Below are 18,683 nucleotides of genomic sequence, written 5' to 3'. Positions count from 1 at the left end.
GGAGGGGCCCCGGCCGGCCCGCGATGCGGGGGAAGGGCCCCGGCCGGCCCGGCGGGCGGGGGAAGGGTCCCACCCGTCCGGGCCGACGGGGCCCGTCCCGGTCGACGCGCGGTCAGCCCGCCGGGTGCATGCTCACCGTGGTCGCCCGGGTCATGTCGGTCGCCGCGGTCACCTCCGGCAGCCCCTCGGTGTGCCCGCCGGAACGCACCCGGGACGACCAGTGGTCGTACCGCTGGCCGAGCTGGCCGACCCGGACGAACGCCGCGCTGGCCAGGCAGGCGCTCAGCGGGTCGCGCGGCTTGTCCGGCACGCTGGCCTGGACGCAGGCGGCGCCGTACTGGCCCTGGTCACGCAGCGGGTCGAAGCCCGACCGCTCCCCGTCGCACGGGTTCCAGTCGAACGTCTGGACGCAGTCGGCGTAGTTGGCCACCGCCTGCGTCATCGCGTTGCGCAGGTGCTGGTGGGGCGACTGGTCGCCGTCGCTGCGCGGGCGGCTGTAGTCGGCGGGCAACCCCTGGCCGCCGAAGAGCAGGCCGACGAGGCTATCGTCGAGTTCCAGCGCGGTGCCCCACCCCAGTTCGGTGTACGCCTGGAGCAGCCGCAGCGCGTCCGAGACCGCCTTGCCCTTCTGCCAGAGCACCCGGGACACCTCCCAGGTGTCGCTGCTCGGCGGGTTCGGCCCGGTGCCGGCCCGCATCACCCGGTAGAAGTACTTCTGCCGGCCGGACAGCATCGCGGCGGCCTTGCTGCGGGCGGACGTCGTCTGGCTGGCGACGACCGGGATCGCCGCCGACTCGAACGCCGGCTTGTACGTCCCCGCCCACCGCTCGGTGAGGTACTTGTTCTCGTCGTAGCAGTAGCCCTGCGGGACGGGGGAACGGACGTCCCACGAGCAGAACGTGCCGATGGGGAACACGCGGGTGGCGGTCTGCACCTCCTGCCAGTCCCCGCCGGCCCACTTGACCCGCGACCGCAGGGTGATCTGGAGGTCGCCGGTGGTGGTCTGGAACCGGGGTCCCTCGTGCTCCTCCACGTTGACGAAGTTCGCGTCGTAGCAGGTGGAGAACGCCGGGGCGTGCCCCGGTGGCATCGCGTGGTGGGCCAGGTGGAACGCGTTGGGCAGGTTGCTACGGCGCACCGTCGACGGGATCGGCCGGCTGACCCGGGTCGGGCCGCAGCCGCCGATCGACTCGGTCTCGGGAATCCGGTTCGCGGCCGGGAGTTCCTGGTCCGGACTGCCCCACATGTCGTGCACCGGCAGGGCGTCGCTGCCGTTCCAGACCACCGCCTTACGCACGTTCTCCACCTGGGCGTTCCAGCCGGCGACCGCGGTGCGGTAGTCGGCCATCAGCGCGGTGAACAACGGGTTCGTGCTGCCGTCGGCGGCCGGCTGGCTGAACTGCCGCACCCGCTCGTTGATGGTCCGGCCGGTCTGGGCGACGGCGTCGCCACGCCCGGCGGCCACCTGGGCGGCGAACTGCGGGTTCTCCAGTTGCAGGATGTTGTAGACCCGGGCGGCGGTGGTCCAGGCGGCGGCGTTGGCGACCGGGCCGACGGTCCAGGTGCCACCGACCCGGTTACGCGCCCACTGGCCGAGGTAGTTGATCGAACCGGCGGGCAGGTGGGTGTCGAGCACGCTGACCGGGTCGGCCAGGCTGGTGCCGGCCGGCGCGGTGAAGGTGCCCTCGTCGGAGGCGTTGACGGTGGCGAAGGTGAAGGTGGGCGACTCCGCCTTCGGGTAGTAGGTGCCCAGGTAGTCCGGGATCGGCTGCCCGGTGATCTCCCTGTGGTGCACGTACGTGGTGATCACCTGGTTGAGCTGGCTCTTGGCGATGTTCTCCAGGGCCACGTGGGTGGCGAGCGCCATCGAGTCGACCTTGCGTTCGATGGTCTGCAACTGGGTGGCGATCCGACCCAGGTTGGCGCGTACCTCGTCGAGGCCCTTGGTGAGCGCGTCGAGCTGGGCGACCAGTCCGGCGTACATCTCCTTGAGCGCCGACTCGATCCGGTCGAACCGCTTGTCGATCCCCTTGGCCAGCCGGTCGATCTGCTGGCGCAGCTTGCCGATCTCGGCCTGGATCGCGGCGTTCGGGTCACCGCCCCCGGCGAACAGGCCGATCAGGCTCACCGCCGCGCCGAGCAGGTTGCCGGTCAGCACCGCCGTGCCCATCGCCGTCGCGGCCATGGTCAGCCCCTGCCCGAGCACCGTCGTCACGTACGTGTTGATCGCGGTCACCGAGGTCACCACGGCCTTGCCGATGGTTTCCAGCTGCTTGCCGAACTTCTTGTCGACGAAGCCGACCAGGGTGGACAGCACCGTGACGGTCGAACCGAGACCTTCGAAGATCTTGCGGTTCGACTCGGTCTTCGCCTTCTCCGCGTCGATGACCGCCTGGCTCGGCTTCGGGTCCTGGTTGAGCGGGTACGTGTTGGCGTAGCCGACCACCTCGGTGATCCGGTTGTTGCCGTCGGTGTCGAGCACCTTCAGCGTCGCGTACGCCCGCTCCTGCACCAGCGCCTTGAAGGCGGTCGCGTCACCGCGGACGTCGCGGATCGCGGACAGCGGCACGTAGTAGCCGAGGGTGCCGGTGTTGCCGTCGGCGCGCGGCTCGTGGATCCGCGCGGCCAGCAGCCCGTCGACCGGGGTACGCACCCCGGTGCCGGTGCGCCCGGCGAACGCGCTGTCCCAGCCGGTGGCCAGCGCGTCGTCGGTGGCGGCCCGGCGGTGCAGCTCCCGCCAGGTGTCCTGGACCAGGTCCCGGGAACGGGCGTTCCACGCCGCGTCCTGGTAGCCGCCCCGGACCAGGTTCAGCGCGTCCGGCACCACGTTCGCGCCCTCCGCGCCGACCGTGCTGGTCAGGAACGCCCGCACCGCCGGGCCGGTGGTCACCGCGCCACTGGACTCGCCGAGCCGGGCCAGCACCGCCATCGCCACGGCGAACCGGGACCGGTCCTCGGCCCGCGCGTCGCCGACCGCCGCGTCGGCGACCGCCCGGGTGGTGGCCACGTGCCCGGCCACCTGGGTCGCGTCGGCACCCGGCTGGGCGCTACGCCAGTCCAGCAGCTCGGCGGTGAGCAGGGCGTCCTTCAGCCCGGCCGCCCCGGCGTCGCGCAGCTGCACCACCGCCCCGAACAGCGCCCCGTGCACCGCCTGCTCGTCGAACGGCACCGGGTCGGCGGCACGGGCCGGACTCTGGTGCATGGTGACCGCCAGCACCGCCGTCAGGCCCGCCGCCCACAGCCGGCGGCTGCGCCACCCGCCGCCCGGGGACCGCCCCCGGGTGTGTCTCGTCGCTGTCCCCACCGCTGCTCCTCCCGCCACCGGGCGCAACCCCGCCCGCCGTCACCGGGCGTCGACCCGGCCGGGTCGACGCCGCACCGGGCACAGGGGCCGGTGCGGTGACGACTCTGCGGGGCGGGACGTCCCGACCGGCAGGGACAGCCGTCCCGCCGCACCGGGATTCCGGCGCGGCGGTTCAGCGGGAGCGGTGCGGGCCGGTCAGGGCCGGGGGCGGCGCAGGCGCAGGGCCTGGGCGACGTAGTCGAAGCCGGTGACCACGGTGACCAGCACGGCGGCCGCCATGATCCAGGGCCCGACGGCGGCCAGGGCCGCCGGCATCGGCCACAGGTACCAGGCGATGGCCAGGATCTGCAGCGCCGTCTTGAGCTTGCCGCCCCGGCTGGCGGCGATCACGCCGTGCCGGATCACCCAGAACCGCAGCCCGGTGATGCCCAGCTCGCGGACGAGGATCAGCACCGTCACCCACCAGGGCAGCCGGTCGTAGACGGACAGCAGCACCAGGGCCGCGCCGGTGAGCGCCTTGTCGGCGATCGGGTCGGCCACCTTGCCGACCGAGGTGACCAGGCCGAAGCGGCGGGCGATCCAGCCGTCCACCAGGTCGGTCATCGAGGCGAACGCGAAGATCAGGCAGGCGGCGATCCGCCACCCGCCGTGGGTCATGCCGGAGGCGACCACCGACGCGGCGAAGACCGGCACCAGCACCAGCCGCAGCAGGGTCAGGCCGTTGGCCGCGTTGAGCACCGGCACCCGGGCCACCGGCGGCGCGGACTCCGCCGCCCCGGTCACCGCCGCGCCCCGCTCCGGCCGTCGAGGCCCACCTGGCACCGCCCCACCTGGCTCCCCCGCTCCGTCCGGGCCCACCGTCACCGTTCCGCGCCGGGCGCCGCCGAGATCATCTCATCCGGCACGGCCACCAGGTCGACGCCCTCGGTCGCGGTGACCGTGGCCCGGACGAGGTCGCCGGGGCGCAACGCGGCCAGGTCGACCCCGCCGCCGACCGGGGCGACCAGGGTGGTCGAGCCGTCGACCTCGGGGGCCTGGTGCGCCGCCCGCCCCTCCACCACGCCGTCGTCGACGGTGTCGACGAGCACCTCGACGGTGCTGCCGAGCCGTTCCTCGGCCCGCTGCGAGCACAACTCGTCGGCGAGCGCGGCGAGCCGGTCGTAGCGGCGCTTGACGGTGGCGGCGGAGAGCTTGCCGGGCAGCCCGGCGGCCTCGGTGCCGTCCTCGTCGCTGTAGTCGAACACGCCTATCGCGTCGAGCCGCGCCTCGGTCAGGAAGCGGGTCAGCTCGGCCACGTCCTGCCGGGTCTCACCGGGGAAACCGACGATGAAGTTGCTCCGCGCGCCCGCCTCCGGGGCCAGGGCACGGGCGCTCGCCAGCAGCTCCAGGAACCGGTCGGTGGAGCCGAACCGGCGCATCCGGCGCAGCACCGGCTCGCTGGAGTGCTGGAACGACAGGTCGAAGTAGGCGGCCACGCCGGGGGTGGTGGCGATCGCCTCGACCAGGCCGGGCCGGGTCTCGGCGGGCTGGAGGTAGCTGGCCCGCACCCGGACGATGCCGTCGATCGCGGCGAGTTGCGGCAGCAGCTTCTCCAGCGCCCGCGGGTCGCCCAGGTCCTTGCCATACGACGTCGAGTTCTCGCTGACCAGCACCAGCTCGCGGACGCCCGTCTTGGCCAGCCACTCCGCCTCGGCCAGCAGCTCGTCGGGGGTACGCGAGACGAACGCGCCCCGGAACGCGGGGATCGCGCAGAACGCGCACCGCCTGTCGCAGCCGCTGGCCAGCTTCAGCGAGGCCACCGGGCCGGTGTCGAGCCGGCGGCGCAGCACCTGCCGCAGGTGCGCCGGGGTGTGCGCGTCGGTCTCCGGCGCGACCCGGGTGGGGGTGCCGTGGCCGGGCAGCGACACCGCCGACTCCCGCCGGGCGACCGGGGTCAGCGGCAGCAGCTCACGGCGGTCGCGGGGGGTGTGCGCGCCGATCGCCTCGCCGGCCAGCACCGAGTCGAGCCGGGCGGCGATGTCGGGGTAGTCGTCGAAGCTGAGCACCGCCTGCGCCTCGGGGAGGCTGTCGGCCAGCTCCCGGCCGTACCGCTCGGCCATGCAGCCGGCGGCGACCACCTTCGCCCCGGTGTCGGCGGCGGCGAGCAGGGTCTGGATCGAGTCCTGCTTGGCCTTCTCCACGAACCCGCAGGTGTTGACGACCACCACGTCGGCACCCTCGCCGTCGGTAGTGACCTGCCAGCCGTCGGCGTGCAGCCGGGCGGCCAGCTCCTCCGAGTCGACCTCGTTGCGGGCGCAGCCCAGGGTCAGCAGGGCGACCCGGCGGCCGTCGGCGGGCGACGGCGCCGGGGCGGGCCGCGATGGGCCGGCGTTGTCAGGCGTGGGGGTGGCGGACACCATCCGAGGGTACCGGGCGACGTCGCGGGCCCGACCGACGGCGGCGTGCGGTGTCGGCCGGTTAACGCCGCCGCCCGGCCCGGCCAGCGGTCAGACCGTCGTCGCGCCCACCCGGACCAGGCGGTCCAGCAGGGCGACCTCGGTGCCGGCCAGGCCGGTGGAGCAGAACACCGACACCTGGTCCGCGCCGGTGCGGCCGGGGACCGCGCCGGCCAGCACCGCCCCCAGGTCGCGCAACCTGCCCGGGTACGGCCCGACGGCGGTCAGCATCGGGGGGTCGTACGCCGCCGCCTGGGCCGGCGAGTCGGTGACCAGCACGTCGGCGGCGTCGAGCAGGTCGGTGCCGAACTCGTGCCGGTGCACCTGCTTGAAGCCGACGGTGTTGACGTGGGTGCCCGGGGCGAGGTCGGTGGCAGCCAGCACCGGGGTGACGCTGGTGGTGGCGAGCACCACCACGTCCCGGTCGCGGACCGCCCCGGCGGCCGAGCCGACGGCGCGGGCGGGTATCCCCAGCTCGGCGCGGACCCGGGCGGCGAACGCCTCGCGGCGGGCCGCCGAGCGGCTGTGCACGGTCACCTCGCGCAGGGGCCGGACGGCGGCGGTCGCCCAGACCTGCGTCCACGCCTGCCCGCCGGAGCCGATCACGCCCAGGGTGGCGGCGTCCGGGCGGGCCAGGGCGTCGACGGCCACCGCGCCCAGTCCGCCGGTACGCCGGGAGCCCAGCTCCGCGCCGACGGCGATGGCCCGTACCGCCCCCGTCCGGGCGTCGTGCAGCACCACGAGCTGCTCGCCGGCCGGGTGGCCGAGGGTGTCGTAGGAGCGGAAGCCGTACCACTCGTCGGTGAGCTGCCCGGCGGTGAGCACCATCCGCCCACCGGCCAGCGGTGCGGAGGCCCGGGGTGGGGCGACGAGCCGGCCGGCGTGGGCGGCCAGCAGGGCGTCCCGCATCGCCGCGACGGTGGTCGGCGCGTCCAGGGCGGCGGCGACCTGCCGGTCGTCGAAGAGCAGCGTCATGCCCCCCATGCTGCAACCTCAAGCTGACTTCAACTCAAGGTGTGGTGGGGAGGATCACCCCACCCCGCCGACCGGCGGTGCTAACGTCGGTCGTGGTGGCCCGCGCGGCCGCCCCGGACGAGTCGCGGGCGTACCCGGTCAGGCCAAGACGCCCCGTACCGAACCGACTCGTCCCCGGCCGACGGCCCGGGACCGACCCCCGAGGTGATGCCCGATGGCCTGGATCGTGCTGGTGCTCTCCGGACTCCTGGAGACCGCGTGGGCGGTCTCCCTCGACCGCAGCGCCGGATTCACCAGGCCGCTGCCCTCGGCCGTCTTCGCGGTCACCCTGGTCGCCAGCATGGCCGGCCTGGCGTACGCGCTGCGCGACATCCCCGTCGGCACCGGCTACGCGGTCTGGGTCGGCATCGGGGCGGTCGGCACCGCCGTGGTCGGCATGGTCGCCCTCGGTGAGTCGACGAGCCTGCCCCGGCTGCTCAGCCTGCTGCTGGTGGTGGCCGGTGTGGTCGGTCTCAAGCTCTTCCACTGAGTGGCCCGGCCCCCGCCGGGGTCGATGCGTAGTTTCCGTCCGGTGTGGGTAGTGATCGACCACCACAGCAACCAGCCCCCGACCACGGAGGACGTCATGGCCGACACCCACGCCCCCGCCCGCCCGCGTACCAACGCCGCCCGCATCTGCACCATCCTGGCGTTCGTCTTCGCCGTCGTCGCGCTGCTGATCGCGCCGGTCATCTTCGGCATCATCGGTCTGGCGCTCGGCATCGTCGGCGCGGTGCTCGGCGACAAGCCGCTGGGCTGGTACGCCGCCGCCGCGAACGTGGCCGCCATCGTCCTGAGCCTCGTGCTGATCAGCGCCATGATGAACAGCTGACCAGACGCACCCGCGCGAACGGGCCCGCCGGATTCCCGGCGGGCCCGTCGCACGTCCCGGCCCGGTCGGGGGTACGCCCCCCGGCCGGCGCGCCGACGGGGTCAGTCCACGTCGCCGCGCAGGCCGACCAGCACCTCGTCCAGCTCGTCCGGCTTGACCAGCACGTCGCGGGCCTTGGAACCCTCGGACGGGCCGACCACCCCCCGGGTCTCCATCAGGTCCATCAACCGCCCGGCCTTGGCGAAGCCGACCCGCAGCTTGCGCTGGAGCATCGAGGTCGAGCCGAACTGCGAGGTCACCACCAGCTCCACCGCCTGCACCAGCAGGTCCAGGTCGTCGCCGATGTCCTCGTCGATCTTCTTCTTGCTGTCCTGTGCCGGGGCCAGCACGTCGGAGCGGAACTCCGGCTCGCGCTGGTCCTTGCAGAACTTCACCACGTCGGCGATCTCGCGCTCGGTCACCCAGGCGCCCTGGATGCGGACCGGCTTCGACGCGCCCATCGGCAGGAACAGCCCGTCGCCCCGGCCGAGCAGCTTCTCCGCACCCGGCTGGTCGAGGATGACCCGGGAGTCGGCGAGCGACGAGGTGGCGAACGCCAGCCGGGACGGCACGTTCGCCTTGATCAGGCCGGTCACCACGTCGACGCTCGGCCGCTGGGTGGCCAGCACCAGGTGGATGCCGGCGGCACGGGCCAACTGGGTGATCCGGACGACCGAGTCCTCCACGTCGCGCGGGGCGACCATCATCAGGTCGGCCAGCTCGTCCACGATCACCAGCAGGTACGGGTACGGCCGCATCTCCCGCTCGCTGCCCGGCGGGGCCTTGATCTCGCCGTTGCGCACCTTGCGGTTGAAGTCGTCGATGTGCCGGACCCCGTTGGCGGCGAGGTCGTCGTAGCGCATGTCCATCTCGCGGACGACCCACTCCAGCGAGTCGGCCGCCTTCTTGGCGTTGGTCACGATCGGGGTGACCAGGTGCGGGATGCCCTCGTACCCGGTCATCTCGACCCGCTTGGGGTCGATGAGCAGCAGCCGCACCTCGTCCGGCGTGGCCCGGGTCAGGATGGACACCAGCAGGGTGTTGAGGCAGCTCGACTTGCCCGCGCCGGTGGCCCCGGCGATCAGGATGTGCGGCATCTTCGCGAGGTTGGCGACCACGAAGCCGCCCTCGATGTCCTTGCCGAGGGCCACCACCATCGGATGGTGGTCGCTGGTGGCGGCCCGGGACCGCAGCACGTCGCCGAGGGCGACGTTCTCCGGGTCGGTGTTGGGGATCTCCACCCCGACCGCGCTCTTGCCCGGGATGGGGCTGAGGATGCGGACGTCGGGCGACTTCACCGCGTACGCGATGTTGCGGGAGAGCTGGGTGATCCGCTCGACCTTGACCCCGTGCCCCAGCTCGACCTCGTAGCGGGTGACGGTGGGGCCCCGGGTGAAGCCGGTGACCTCGGCGTCCACCCCGAACTGGTCGAAGACGCCGGTCAACGCGGCGATCACCTCGTCGTTGGCCTTGCTGCGGGTCTTCGGGGCCGCGCCACCGGTGAGCATGTTGGCCGGCGGCAGCACGTAGTCGCCGGCCAGCCCGGTCAGCGCGAGCTGTTCGGCGCGGGTGGGCGGGGCGGAGTGCTCCGGCGGCTCCGCCGGCTTGCGGCTGGCCGGCACCCGGCTCGCCGGCCGGCGGGGCAGCACGATCGTCTCCTGGAGGTCGACCTCCGGGCCGACGTCGTCGAAGTCGTCCGGGTCGGGCGGCGGTGGCGCGGCCTTGCGGGCCGGGCGTTTACGGGCCGGCTTCGCGACGACCTCCGCCGGCTCCGCGTCCTCCTGCTCCGGCGCCTCGGGCGGCGCGACCAGCGTGCCGGCGAGCAGACCGAGCCGCTCCGGGATCTTGTTGATCGGGGTGGCGGTCACCACCAGCAGGCCGAAGACGAGCAGCAGGATCAGCAGCGGCATCGCCACCCACGCGGTCACCGCCCGCTCCAGCAGGTCGCCGACGCCGGCACCGACGAGGCCACCGGCGTAGTCACGCTGCACCGGGTCGACCGGATTCTGTCCGATGTGCAGCATCGCCGCCGTGGCGACCAGCATGGAACCCCAGCCGACCAGGCCCCTCCCCCGGTGCTCCGGAGCCACCGGGGTCCGCATCAACCGCCACGCGCCGATCATCAGCAGCACCGGCACCACCACCGCGATCGCACCCAGGAACAGGCGTACGGTGTCGGCCAGCCGCGCGCCGAACGGGCCGGCACCGGAGAACCAGATCGCCACCGCGCTGAGGATGGCCAGCCCGAACAGCAGCAGACCGGCGCCGTCGCGGCGGTGCTCCGGGTCCAGCTCCCGGGCCGAGGCGGCCTGCCGACCGGCGGCCCGGAAACCCCAGCCGACCCCGTGCGCCAGCCCCATCCACAGTGCCCCGACGGCCCGGCCCACGTACGCCGCCGGGGCTGGTCGGGGGGCCGGTCGCCGCCGGGCCGTCGCCCGGGTGGTCTTCTTCGCCGGCTGACGGGCACGACTGTTCGTGGTGCCGCGCGGCGACGCGCCGCGTCGCCGGCTCGCCTGAGAGGTACGGCCCGCCATAGAGTCACCGTAACGGCGTTACCCGGCAGATCGCCGCTTTTCCGGGTCGTGTCCGCGCGTCGCAGCGCGGACCACGCCCGCAGACGTGTTATTCGCCTCAGAAGGGATGCCCGATGGCGTCGCCTGCTTTCGCGGACCGTCCCGACCCCCTCGCGGGTGACCCGCAGGCCCTGCGTCCGCTGACCGCCGACCTGGTCGCCGCCGTGCTGGGCACCCGGGGGTACGTCGTGGTCGCCGACGGGGACGGGGACCTCGTGGGTCGCTGGGACGACAGCCTGATCTGGTTCCTGCGTCGGGGTGGCCGTGGCGAGCTGCTCCAGGTCCGCACCCTGGCGGCGACGACCTTCGGCATCGAGCACGTGCCGGCGCTCTACGCCTTCTGCAACTCGTGGAACCACGAGTGGTTCTGGCCGAAGGCGTTCGTGCACGTCGACGACGACGGTCGGGCCCAGGTCTGTGGCGAGGTGATCACCGACCTGGAACGCGGGGTCACCCCGCACCAGCTCGACCGGCTGCTCGACCGTGGCATCACCGAAGGCTGCCGGCTCGCCGCCGCCGTCGGCCAACTGCCCGGCCGGACGCCCGGATGACCGGCGGGTTCGCTCCCGGGGCGGACGGGTCGGCCGCGCCGCGCGACCCGGTCCTTTCCGCCGCGTTCGCCGACGCCGGGGACCTGCCCGACGGGGAGGCCCGGCTGGCCGAACTCGACCGGATCGCCGCCCGCGCCGACGCGCTCGGCGACCCGCACTCTGCCCTGGACGCCCGGTTCGCGCTGGTGGCGGCGTACCTGCGGCACGGTGGCCGGTGGCGGATCATCGAGCCGGTGCGCCGTCTGCTGGCCACCGTGGACCGGTCCCCCGACCTGCTCGACGCCCGCCCCGGCGACGCGGAACTGCTGCGGCGGCACCTGCGCCAGGCGGTGGAGGCCGCGATCGGCACCCCCCGGATCGGGCTGGACCAGGCCAACGCCCTGCTCGACGCGCTGGCCCGCCGGGTCGGCGCGGAGGCCGGGGTGGTCGCCCAGCTACGCTGCCGGCTCGCCGACCACGCCGGTGACGAGCCCACCGCCCGCCGGTGGTACGACAGGTGGACGGCCGCCGAGGCGGACCCGGAGGGTGGCTGCCCCGCCTGCCTGGCGGTACGCCGCGCCGAACTGCTCGCCGGCTGGGGCGACGACCGGGCCGCGTTGGCGGCGCTGCGTCCCGCGCTCGACGCCGGGGTCGACTGCACCGACCAGCCGGAGCGGGCCCTCGCGGTGGGGCTGCTGCCGTGGCTGCGCACCGGGGCGGCCGGTCGGGCCGCGACGGCGCACCTGCGGGCGTACCGGCGGCACCGGCGGGAACGGGCCGCATTGCCGTACCTGGCCGCGCAGTTGCGGTTCTGCGCGCTGGCCGGGCACCCGGACCGGGCGCTGGACCTCCTCGCCGAGCAGTTGCCCCGGCTGGACCACCCCTACGACGACCTGTCGGCGATGGAGTTCGCCGCCGCCGGGGCGCTGGTCTGCGCGCTCGCCGCCGAGTCCGGCCGGGACGCCCGCCGGGTCCGCCGCCCCGGCCACGCCGACCGGCCCACCGCCGACCTGGACGTGGCGACCCTCGGCACCGACCTGCTGGCCGAGGCGACCCGGCTGGCCGGCAGCTTCGACGCACGCAACGGCACCGGGCACCACGCCGGGCGGATCGCCGCCTGGCTGGCCGAACGGCCGACGGGTGACCCGGTGCCCCTCCCGGCGCCGGAGAGCGTCGACGACCCGGCCGACGAGCCGTTCCTGCCCTCGGCCGAGGAGCCGGCCCCGCTGAGCCTTTCGCAGCTCACCGCCGTGCTGGACGCCCGGGGCGACGTGTACGCCGTCGACGCCGCAGGCGTGGTGGTCGGCCGCTGGGACGAGGCGGTCGTGCAGTTCCGCCTGCTGGGCCGGGACGGGGAGATCCTGCACGCCCGGGTGGTGGCGGCCCGGCGGCTGGCGGCGGGACGGCTCGCCGAGGCGTACGAGTTCTGCAACGCGTGGAACCACGACCGGCTGCTGCCGAAGGCGTACGTCCACGAGTTGCCCGGCGGTGAGCTGGTGCTGGCCGGCGACGTCACCACCGACCTGGCGCACGGGGTGGCCCCGGCGCAGCTCGGCATCCTGGTCGACGCGGCGGTGAGCACCGGCGTCGCGTACGCCGAGGCGGTCGCCGCCCTGCCCTGACCGCCGCCCTGCCCTGACCGCCACCGGCCGACGGGGCGTGCACGCGCGAGCGGTCCCCGACCTCCGGGCGGTGGAGGTCGGGGGCCGCGGTACCGGGGGCCGGGGTGGTTACCGACCGCGTCGCGTCGCCTGCTGGCCGCCGTTCGCGGTGACCAGGGTCAGGTTGTTGCGCTGGAGGATCTCGTTGACCGGCTGGAAGAAGGTGACGCCGCCGACGGTGCAGTCACCGGAGCCGCCGGAGGTGACGCCCTGCGCCTGGTCACCGGCGATCCACGAGCCACCGGAGTCGCCAGGTTCGGCGCAGACGTCGGTCCGGGTCAGGCCGGTCACCGTCCCCTCCGGATAGTTGACGGTGGCGTTGCGGGCCTGCACGACGCCGCACCGGGCACCGGTGGTGGAGCCGGAACGGCAGATCGACGCGCCGGGCGGCACCTCGACGGAGCCGTTGACCGGCACCGTGCCGCCGTTGAAGTCGCTGACCACCCCCTGCGGGGTCCACTGGCCGTTGGTACGCACGAACGCCCAGTCGTCACGCGGGAACGACGACGCCGCGAACACCCCCTGCCGGGCCTGGTTGAACCCGGTGGTGCGGTCCCCGACCCGGCCGCAGTGCCCGGCGGTGACGAACCCGCCGACCACCGCGAAGCCGATCGAGCAGCGCCCGACGTCGTTGATGAAGAACGGGTCGCCGCCGACCAGGTCGAACAGCGGGCGCGGCTGCTCCCGGGAGGTGGTGACCCGGACCGCGTCCGCCGGGGCCCCGCTGCCCGCCGCCCACCGGCGGGCCCGCGCCTCGGCGCCCGGCTGGGCGAGCACCACCACCGAGTTGGTGGCGACGTCGACGTACCAGCCGGTGATGGCCGGGGACGCCTGCCGCCCGACCGCGTCGAGCCGGGTCTTCGCCGCGTCCAGCTCGCTGACGGCCCGGTCGACCGCCTTGGGCACCGCACCGGCGGCCCGGACCCGGTCGGCCTTCGCGGGGTCGGCGACGGCCACGTTCAGGGTGGACCCGTCGCCGCTGAGCCAGGCCCCGCCGTAGTCGTTGCCGAGCGCGGCCCGCAGCCCGGTCAACCGGGCGGTCGCCTGCTGCTCGGCGGTCAACCGCCGGACCGCCTGGTCCCGGCTGATCCGCAGGTCCCGGCTGAGCGCGTCCACCACCTCGGGGGCCGGCCCACCGGCCGCGCGGGCGTCGGTCCCCCCGGCGCGTGGCGCGCCCTGGTCACCGGCGAACGACGGCAGGGTCACCGCCGCCGTCAGTCCCGCTGCCGCCAGCACGACGCCGATCGCTGTCATCCGTCTGCGGTCCATCCGCCATGCTCCTCCCGGCCGACGCGGGGTACGCCCGCCGGACGGAGGTACGCAGACGGCCGCCGAACGGATGAGCCGATCCGCAGTTATCGACGTACGGTGACCGTCGGGTCACGCATTCCCGCGCTGCCTGTCCCCCGTAGGGTGTGGTTGGCCGGGTGGCCGCCGCCGATACTGGGAGTCATGCAGGCGCAACGACAACTCGGCGAGTTCCTCCGCTCGCGACGCTCCCGGCTCAGCCCTCAGGAGGCCGGGGTGGCCACCTACGGCGGCCGACGGCGGGTGCCGGGGCTGCGCCGGGAGGAGCTGGCCCTGCTGGCCGGGGTGAGCGCCTCGTACTACGCCCGGCTGGAGCAGGGGCTGGCCACGAACGCCTCACCCGAGGTGCTGGACGCGCTCAGCCGGGCGCTGCGGCTCGACGCCGCGGAACGCCGCCACCTGTCCGGGCTGGCCGCCGGCCCCCGCCGCCCGGCCGTCCGCCGGCCGCCGCCGGAGCGCGTCGACCCGGCCGTACGCCAGCTCGTCGCCGCCCTCGGGGACGTGCCCGCGCTGGTGCTCGGCCGCCGGCTCGACGTGCTGGCCTGGAACACCGCCGGCCACGCCCTGTTCGCCGGTCACCTGGAACCCGACGCGGTGCACCGACCGGACCGGCGGCCCAACATGGCGCGGCTGGTCTTCCTCGACGCGCACACCCGCGACCTGTACGTCGACTGGCCGGCCAAGGCCCGGGCCGTGGTGGCGACCCTGCGGATGACCTCCGGACAGCACCCGACGGACCCGCTGCTCGCCGCGCTGGTGGGCGACCTCGCGGTGGGCAGCCCCGAGTTCGCCGCCCGGTGGGCCGACCACCGGGTCAAGGCCGGCGGCACCGCCGCGTACGCGATGCGGCACCCGCTGGTCGGCACGCTGACCGTCACCCAACAGAGCCTGCGCACCGAGGACGACCAGACGGTCGTCGTCGCCACCACCGCACCGGGTTCCCCGTCGCAGGCGGCGATGACCCTGCTGGTGCACGCCGCGGTCACCGGCCGTGCCGCCGCCCGGCAACCGCTGCCCGGCTGACCCTCCCCTCCCGATCCCGGCGGCGCCGACAGGGTGCCGCCGTCCCACCCGGCCGCGCCGGGCCCGCCACCGGACCGTGTGGTCCGGCGGGGGTCGGCGCTGCCCGACACCACGCGACGACGGCGCTCCGCACGGGGCGTCCGGTCGTCCGCGCCCGAAACCGGACCCGCTCGGCGGGTCCGCACACCCACGAAGGACGAACCATGCGCAGAAGAATCCGTACCCTCGCGGTGGCCGTCGCGGCAGTCGGCGTCCTGGCCGCACCGGCGACGCCTGCGGCACCGGCGGTGGCCGGCCCGACGGCGGGCGTCCCGGCCGCCCCCGTCGCCCCGGCGGCCCTGCCGGCCCGGATCGCGGTCCACTTCGACCCGGCGACGGGTCAGCTGCCGGAGAACATCACGTGGGCCCCCGACGGCACCGCCTACCTCACCTTCGCGGCGGCCCGGCAGGTCGTCGCCGTCGACCCGGCGGGCCGGACCCGGGTGCTGGCCACCCTGCCCGCCCCCGCCGACGGCGGCGTGCACACCCCGGTGCTCGGCTTCGCCCTGACCACCGGGATCGTCCGGACCGGCGACGGCACCCTGTACTTCCTGTACGCCAGCGGCGACGCCGCCAGCACCGGCCTCTACCGGCTGACGCCCGGTCAGCCGCCCCGACGGATCGCCGCGCTGCCCGCCGCCGGGCTGCCCAACGGGCTGGCGCTCGACCCGACGGGCCGGACGTTCTACCTGACCGACTCGGTGCTCGGCACCATCTCCACGGTGCCGCTGGCCGGCGGCCCGGCCCGGGTCTGGTCGTCGGCGTCCGCCCTCGCCGCGACGGGCTTCCTCGGCGTCAACGGCGTCAAGGTGCGCGGCGGCGCGGTCTGGGTGACCAACCTGGACCAGGGCACCCTGCTGCGGATTCCGCTGCGGCAGGGCCGGCCGGGAGCCGTCGAGGTCAGGGCGACCGGGCTGGTCGGCATCGACGACTTCGCGTTCACCGCCGACGGCCGGGTCGTCGCCGCCCTCAACGGGCCGAACACGGTGGTGGGCATCGACCACGACGGGCGGAGCCGGACCCTGCTGACCGGTGCCGACGGGCTGCAGAACCCGACCTCGGTGGCCGTACGCGGGCACACGGTCCTGGTGGCCAGCGCCGCCTACGTCACGGCGACCGACCCCAACCTGATCGTGGCCACCCTGCGCCACCGCTGAACCGACCGGACAACGGGCCGGCCACCGTCGTCACGACGGTGGCCGGCCCGCGGCGTCCGGGTGGGTGACCCGCTCAGACCTCGACGACGGTCGGGACGATCATCGGGCGGCGGCGGTACGCGTCGTTGACCCAGCGGCCCACGGTGCGCCTGACGATCTGCTGGAGCTGGTGCGGGTCGGTGACACCGTCCGCGGCGGCCCGGTTCAGCGCCTCGGTGACCAGCGGGATCACCGGGTTGAACGCGGCCGGGTCCTCGGAGAAGCCCTTCGCCGACAGGGTCGGGCCGGCGACCACCTTGCCGGTGACCGAGTCGACGACGACGGTGGTGGCGATGAAACCGCCGTCGCCGAGGATCCGCCGCTCGGTCAGCAGCGACTCGCTGACGTCACCCACGGCCAGACCGTCGACGTAGACGTAGCGGCTCTTCACGTGCCCGACCACACTGGCCCGGCCCTCGACCAGGTCGACGACGTCGCCGTCCTCGCAGATCACCACCCGGTCGGGGGCGACGCCGGACTCGATGCCGAGCCGGGCGTGCGCCCGCAGGTGCCGCCACTCGCCGTGCACCGGCATCAGGTTGCTCGGGCGCACCACGTTGAGCAGGTAGAGCAGTTCACCGGCCGGGGCGTGCCCGGAGACGTGCACCTTGGCGACGTCCTTGTGCACCACCACCGCGCCCGCCCGCGCCAGCCGGTTGATCACCCGGTAGACCGAGGTCTCGTTGCCGGGGACCAGCGACGAGGCGAGCACGACCGTGTCGCCGGGGGCGATGGTGATGTGCCGGTGGTCGCCGCTGGCCATCCGGCCCAGCGCGCTCATCGGCTCGCCCTGCGAACCGGTGGACATCAGCACGATCTGGTCGGGCGGCAGCGTGGTGGCCTCCTCGATGCCGATCACCAGACCGGCCGGGATGTTGAGCAGGCCGAGATCCCGGGCGATGCCCATGTTGCGGACCATCGAGCGGCCGATCAGCGCCACCTTGCGGCCGTGCTCCAGCGCCGAGTCGAAGACCTGCTGCACCCGGTGCACGTGCGAGGCGAACGAGGCGACGATGATCCGCCCCTTCGCCTTCGCGAAGATCGAGTCGAGCACCGGCCCGATCTCCCGCTCCGGGGTGACGAAGCCGGGGATCTCGGCGTTGGTGGAGTCCGACAGCAGCAGGTCGACGCCCTCCGCGCCGAGCCGGGCGAAGCCGGCCAGGTCGGTGATCCGGCCGTCCAGCGGGAGCTGGTCCATCTTGAAGTCACCGGTGTGCAGCACCAGGCCGGCCGGGGTACGCACGGCCACCGCCAGGGCGTCCGGGATCGAGTGGTTGACCGCGAAGAACTCGCACTCGAACGGGCCCAGCCGCTCCCGGCCGCCCTCGCGGACGGTGAGCGTGTAGGGCTGGATGCGCCGCTCGGCCAGCTTCGCCTCGACCAGGGCGAGGGTGAACTGGGAGCCGACCAGGGGGATGTCCGGCTTGTGGGCGAGCAGGTACGGCACCGCGCCGATGTGGTCCTCGTGACCGTGGGTCAGCACGATCGCCTGCACGTCGGCCAGCCGGTCCAGGATCGGTGCGAAGTCGGGCAGGATCAGGTCCACCCCGGGCTGCTCCACGTCGGGGAAGAGCACCCCGCAGTCGACGATCAGCAGCTTGCCGTCGTACTCGAAGACGGTCATGTTCCGACCGATGGCACCGAGTCCGCCGAGTGGGATGATCCGCAGCCCGCCCTCGGGCAGCGGCGGGGGCAGTTCACCCTCGAATTGCGCCTCGGTCACGCGTCCACCTCATTCTGCGACGCCGTAACCCGGCGTCCGTCGTGTCGTTCGATCATTCGGGCAGGTCCAGGCCCGCCGCCGCGCAGTCCGCGCGCAGCAGGGCCAGTTCGTCGTCGGTGGCGTCCGCCAGCGGCGGACGCACCGGGCCGGCGGGCAGGCCCAGCACGTTCAGGCCCGCCTTCACCAGGATGGTGCCCGGGCTACGGAAGATCCCGGTGAACAGCGGCAGCAGCCGCCGGTGCAGGGCCAGCGCCGTGCCGGTGTCACCCGCGTCGTACGCCTCGATCATCTGCTTGGCGAGCGCGCCGGTGAAGTGGGTCGACGTGCCGACCAGCCCGACCCCGCCGACCGCCAGGGTGGGCAGGGTGAGCGCGTCGTCGCCGCTGTAGAAGGCGAGGTCGGTGCGGCTGGTCACCCAACTGGTGGCGGTCAGGTCGCCCTTGGCGTCCTTGACCGCGACGATCCGCTCGTGCGCGGCGAGCCGCACCAGCGTCTCGGTCTCGATCGGCACCCCGGCGCGGTGCGGGATGTCGTACATCATGATCGGCAGGCCGGTGCCGTCGGCGACGGCGGTGAAGTGCGCCACCAGCCCCCGCTGCGGCGGCTTGCTGTAGTACGGGGTCACCACCAGCAGGCCGTGCGCGCCGGCCTTCTCGGCCGTGGCGGCCAGCTCGATGGTGTGCCGGGTGTCGTTGGTGCCGACGCCGGCCACGATCCGCGCCCGGTCACCGATCGCCTCGACCACCGCGCGGATCAGGGTCTCCTTCTCCGCGTCCGAGGTGGTCGGCGACTCGCCGGTGGTGCCGTTGAGCACCAGCGCGTCGTTGCCCTGCTCGTCGACGAGGTAGGTCGCCAGCCGGACCGCCCCGTCCAGATCGAGGGAGCCGTCGGCGGTGAACGGGGTCGCCATCGCGGTGAGAAGCCGCCCGAACGGGCGCGACACGCCCCGGTCGGGGGCGGCAGGGTGGTCGTGCGTCATGCTCACAACCTAGCGGACGAGCACCGG

14 protein-coding genes and 1 riboswitch are annotated in these 18,683 nt (G+C 74.4%); of the genes, 6 read left to right on the top strand and 8 right to left on the bottom strand.

Annotation, left to right across the window (positions count from 1 at the left end):
* Nucleotides 1-112 precede the first annotated feature (112 nt).
* The 4 genes from ACN268_RS29455 to ACN268_RS29440 form a co-directional block, all read right to left on the bottom strand.
* On the bottom strand, nucleotides 113-3,304 hold the full coding sequence (locus tag ACN268_RS29455; protein WP_421486274.1) for a hypothetical protein: 3,192 nt from the start codon (nucleotides 3,302-3,304) through the stop codon (nucleotides 113-115).
* A 195-nt stretch (nucleotides 3,305-3,499) separates the two neighbouring features.
* On the bottom strand, nucleotides 3,500-4,087 hold the full coding sequence (gene pgsA / locus ACN268_RS29450; RefSeq protein WP_402892389.1) for a CDP-diacylglycerol--glycerol-3-phosphate 3-phosphatidyltransferase: 588 nt from the start codon (nucleotides 4,085-4,087) through the stop codon (nucleotides 3,500-3,502).
* Between the two features lie 77 nt (nucleotides 4,088-4,164).
* The gene (gene rimO / locus ACN268_RS29445) at nucleotides 4,165-5,703 is read right to left on the bottom strand and encodes a 30S ribosomal protein S12 methylthiotransferase RimO (protein ID WP_421486273.1); all 1,539 of its coding nucleotides are present in this window, start codon (nucleotides 5,701-5,703) and stop codon (nucleotides 4,165-4,167) included.
* Between the two features lie 87 nt (nucleotides 5,704-5,790).
* Entirely contained in the window at nucleotides 5,791-6,714 is a 924-nt protein-coding gene (locus tag ACN268_RS29440; protein WP_421486271.1) for an ornithine cyclodeaminase family protein, read from the bottom strand.
* Nucleotides 6,715-6,806: 92 nt separating this feature from the next.
* A riboswitch (guanidine-III (ykkC-III) riboswitch) is annotated at nucleotides 6,807-6,872 on the top strand.
* Nucleotides 6,873-6,928: 56 nt separating this feature from the next.
* On the opposite strand from ACN268_RS29440, the gene ACN268_RS29435 reads away from it, so the two are divergent.
* Both ACN268_RS29435 and ACN268_RS29430 read left to right on the top strand, forming a co-directional pair.
* Nucleotides 6,929-7,243: a DMT family transporter gene (locus tag ACN268_RS29435; RefSeq protein WP_204923907.1), complete on the top strand. Its 315-nt coding sequence runs from the start codon at nucleotides 6,929-6,931 to the stop codon at nucleotides 7,241-7,243.
* A gap of 42 nt (nucleotides 7,244-7,285) precedes the next feature.
* Nucleotides 7,286-7,585: a hypothetical protein gene (locus ACN268_RS29430; RefSeq protein ID WP_421486269.1), complete on the top strand. Its 300-nt coding sequence runs from the start codon at nucleotides 7,286-7,288 to the stop codon at nucleotides 7,583-7,585.
* 101 nt (nucleotides 7,586-7,686) lie between these two features.
* Here the strand turns inward: ACN268_RS29430 and ACN268_RS29425 are convergent, their stop codons facing one another.
* On the bottom strand, nucleotides 7,687-10,158 hold the full coding sequence (locus ACN268_RS29425) for a DNA translocase FtsK 4TM domain-containing protein (RefSeq protein ID WP_421486267.1): 2,472 nt from the start codon (nucleotides 10,156-10,158) through the stop codon (nucleotides 7,687-7,689).
* Nucleotides 10,159-10,271: 113 nt separating this feature from the next.
* Between ACN268_RS29425 and ACN268_RS29420 the strand changes: the two genes are divergently transcribed.
* Together ACN268_RS29420 and ACN268_RS29415 are read left to right on the top strand one after the other, a co-directional pair.
* Nucleotides 10,272-10,748, top strand: coding sequence for a YbjN domain-containing protein (locus ACN268_RS29420; RefSeq protein ID WP_421486265.1), 477 nt, complete (start codon nucleotides 10,272-10,274; stop codon nucleotides 10,746-10,748).
* A complete protein-coding gene (locus ACN268_RS29415; RefSeq protein WP_421486264.1) occupies nucleotides 10,745-12,349 on the top strand; it encodes a YbjN domain-containing protein in 1,605 nt (534 codons plus the stop codon). Before ACN268_RS29420 ends, ACN268_RS29415 begins: the two co-directional genes overlap by 4 nt.
* A 108-nt stretch (nucleotides 12,350-12,457) precedes the next feature.
* Here the strand turns inward: ACN268_RS29415 and ACN268_RS29410 are convergent, their stop codons facing one another.
* Complete coding sequence (locus ACN268_RS29410) at nucleotides 12,458-13,657, bottom strand: S1 family peptidase (RefSeq protein ID WP_421486262.1); 1,200 nt, start codon at nucleotides 13,655-13,657, stop codon at nucleotides 12,458-12,460.
* A gap of 183 nt (nucleotides 13,658-13,840) precedes the next feature.
* On the opposite strand from ACN268_RS29410, the gene ACN268_RS29405 reads away from it, so the two are divergent.
* Both ACN268_RS29405 and ACN268_RS29400 read left to right on the top strand, forming a co-directional pair.
* Nucleotides 13,841-14,719 (top strand): helix-turn-helix domain-containing protein, encoded by an 879-nt coding sequence (locus ACN268_RS29405; protein WP_421486261.1) that lies wholly within the window; start codon nucleotides 13,841-13,843, stop codon nucleotides 14,717-14,719.
* A 203-nt stretch (nucleotides 14,720-14,922) separates the two neighbouring features.
* Nucleotides 14,923-15,915, top strand: a complete 993-nt coding sequence (locus tag ACN268_RS29400; RefSeq protein ID WP_421486259.1) for an SMP-30/gluconolactonase/LRE family protein — start codon at nucleotides 14,923-14,925, stop codon at nucleotides 15,913-15,915.
* Between the two features lie 73 nt (nucleotides 15,916-15,988).
* On the opposite strand, the gene ACN268_RS29395 is transcribed toward ACN268_RS29400, so the two are convergent.
* Together ACN268_RS29395 and dapA are read right to left on the bottom strand one after the other, a co-directional pair.
* Entirely contained in the window at nucleotides 15,989-17,677 is a 1,689-nt protein-coding gene (locus ACN268_RS29395) for a ribonuclease J (RefSeq protein ID WP_363652156.1), read from the bottom strand.
* Nucleotides 17,678-17,729: 52 nt separating this feature from the next.
* On the bottom strand, nucleotides 17,730-18,656 hold the full coding sequence (gene dapA, locus ACN268_RS29390) for a 4-hydroxy-tetrahydrodipicolinate synthase (RefSeq protein ID WP_421486258.1): 927 nt from the start codon (nucleotides 18,654-18,656) through the stop codon (nucleotides 17,730-17,732).
* Between the last annotated feature and the right edge of the window lie 27 nt (nucleotides 18,657-18,683).

Origin of the sequence: Micromonospora sp. WMMD735, from assembly GCF_049178995.1 — a bacterium.
GTDB lineage: Bacteria > Actinomycetota > Actinomycetes > Mycobacteriales > Micromonosporaceae > Micromonospora > Micromonospora wenchangensis.
This window is presented reverse-complemented; position numbering and strand designations above follow the sequence as displayed.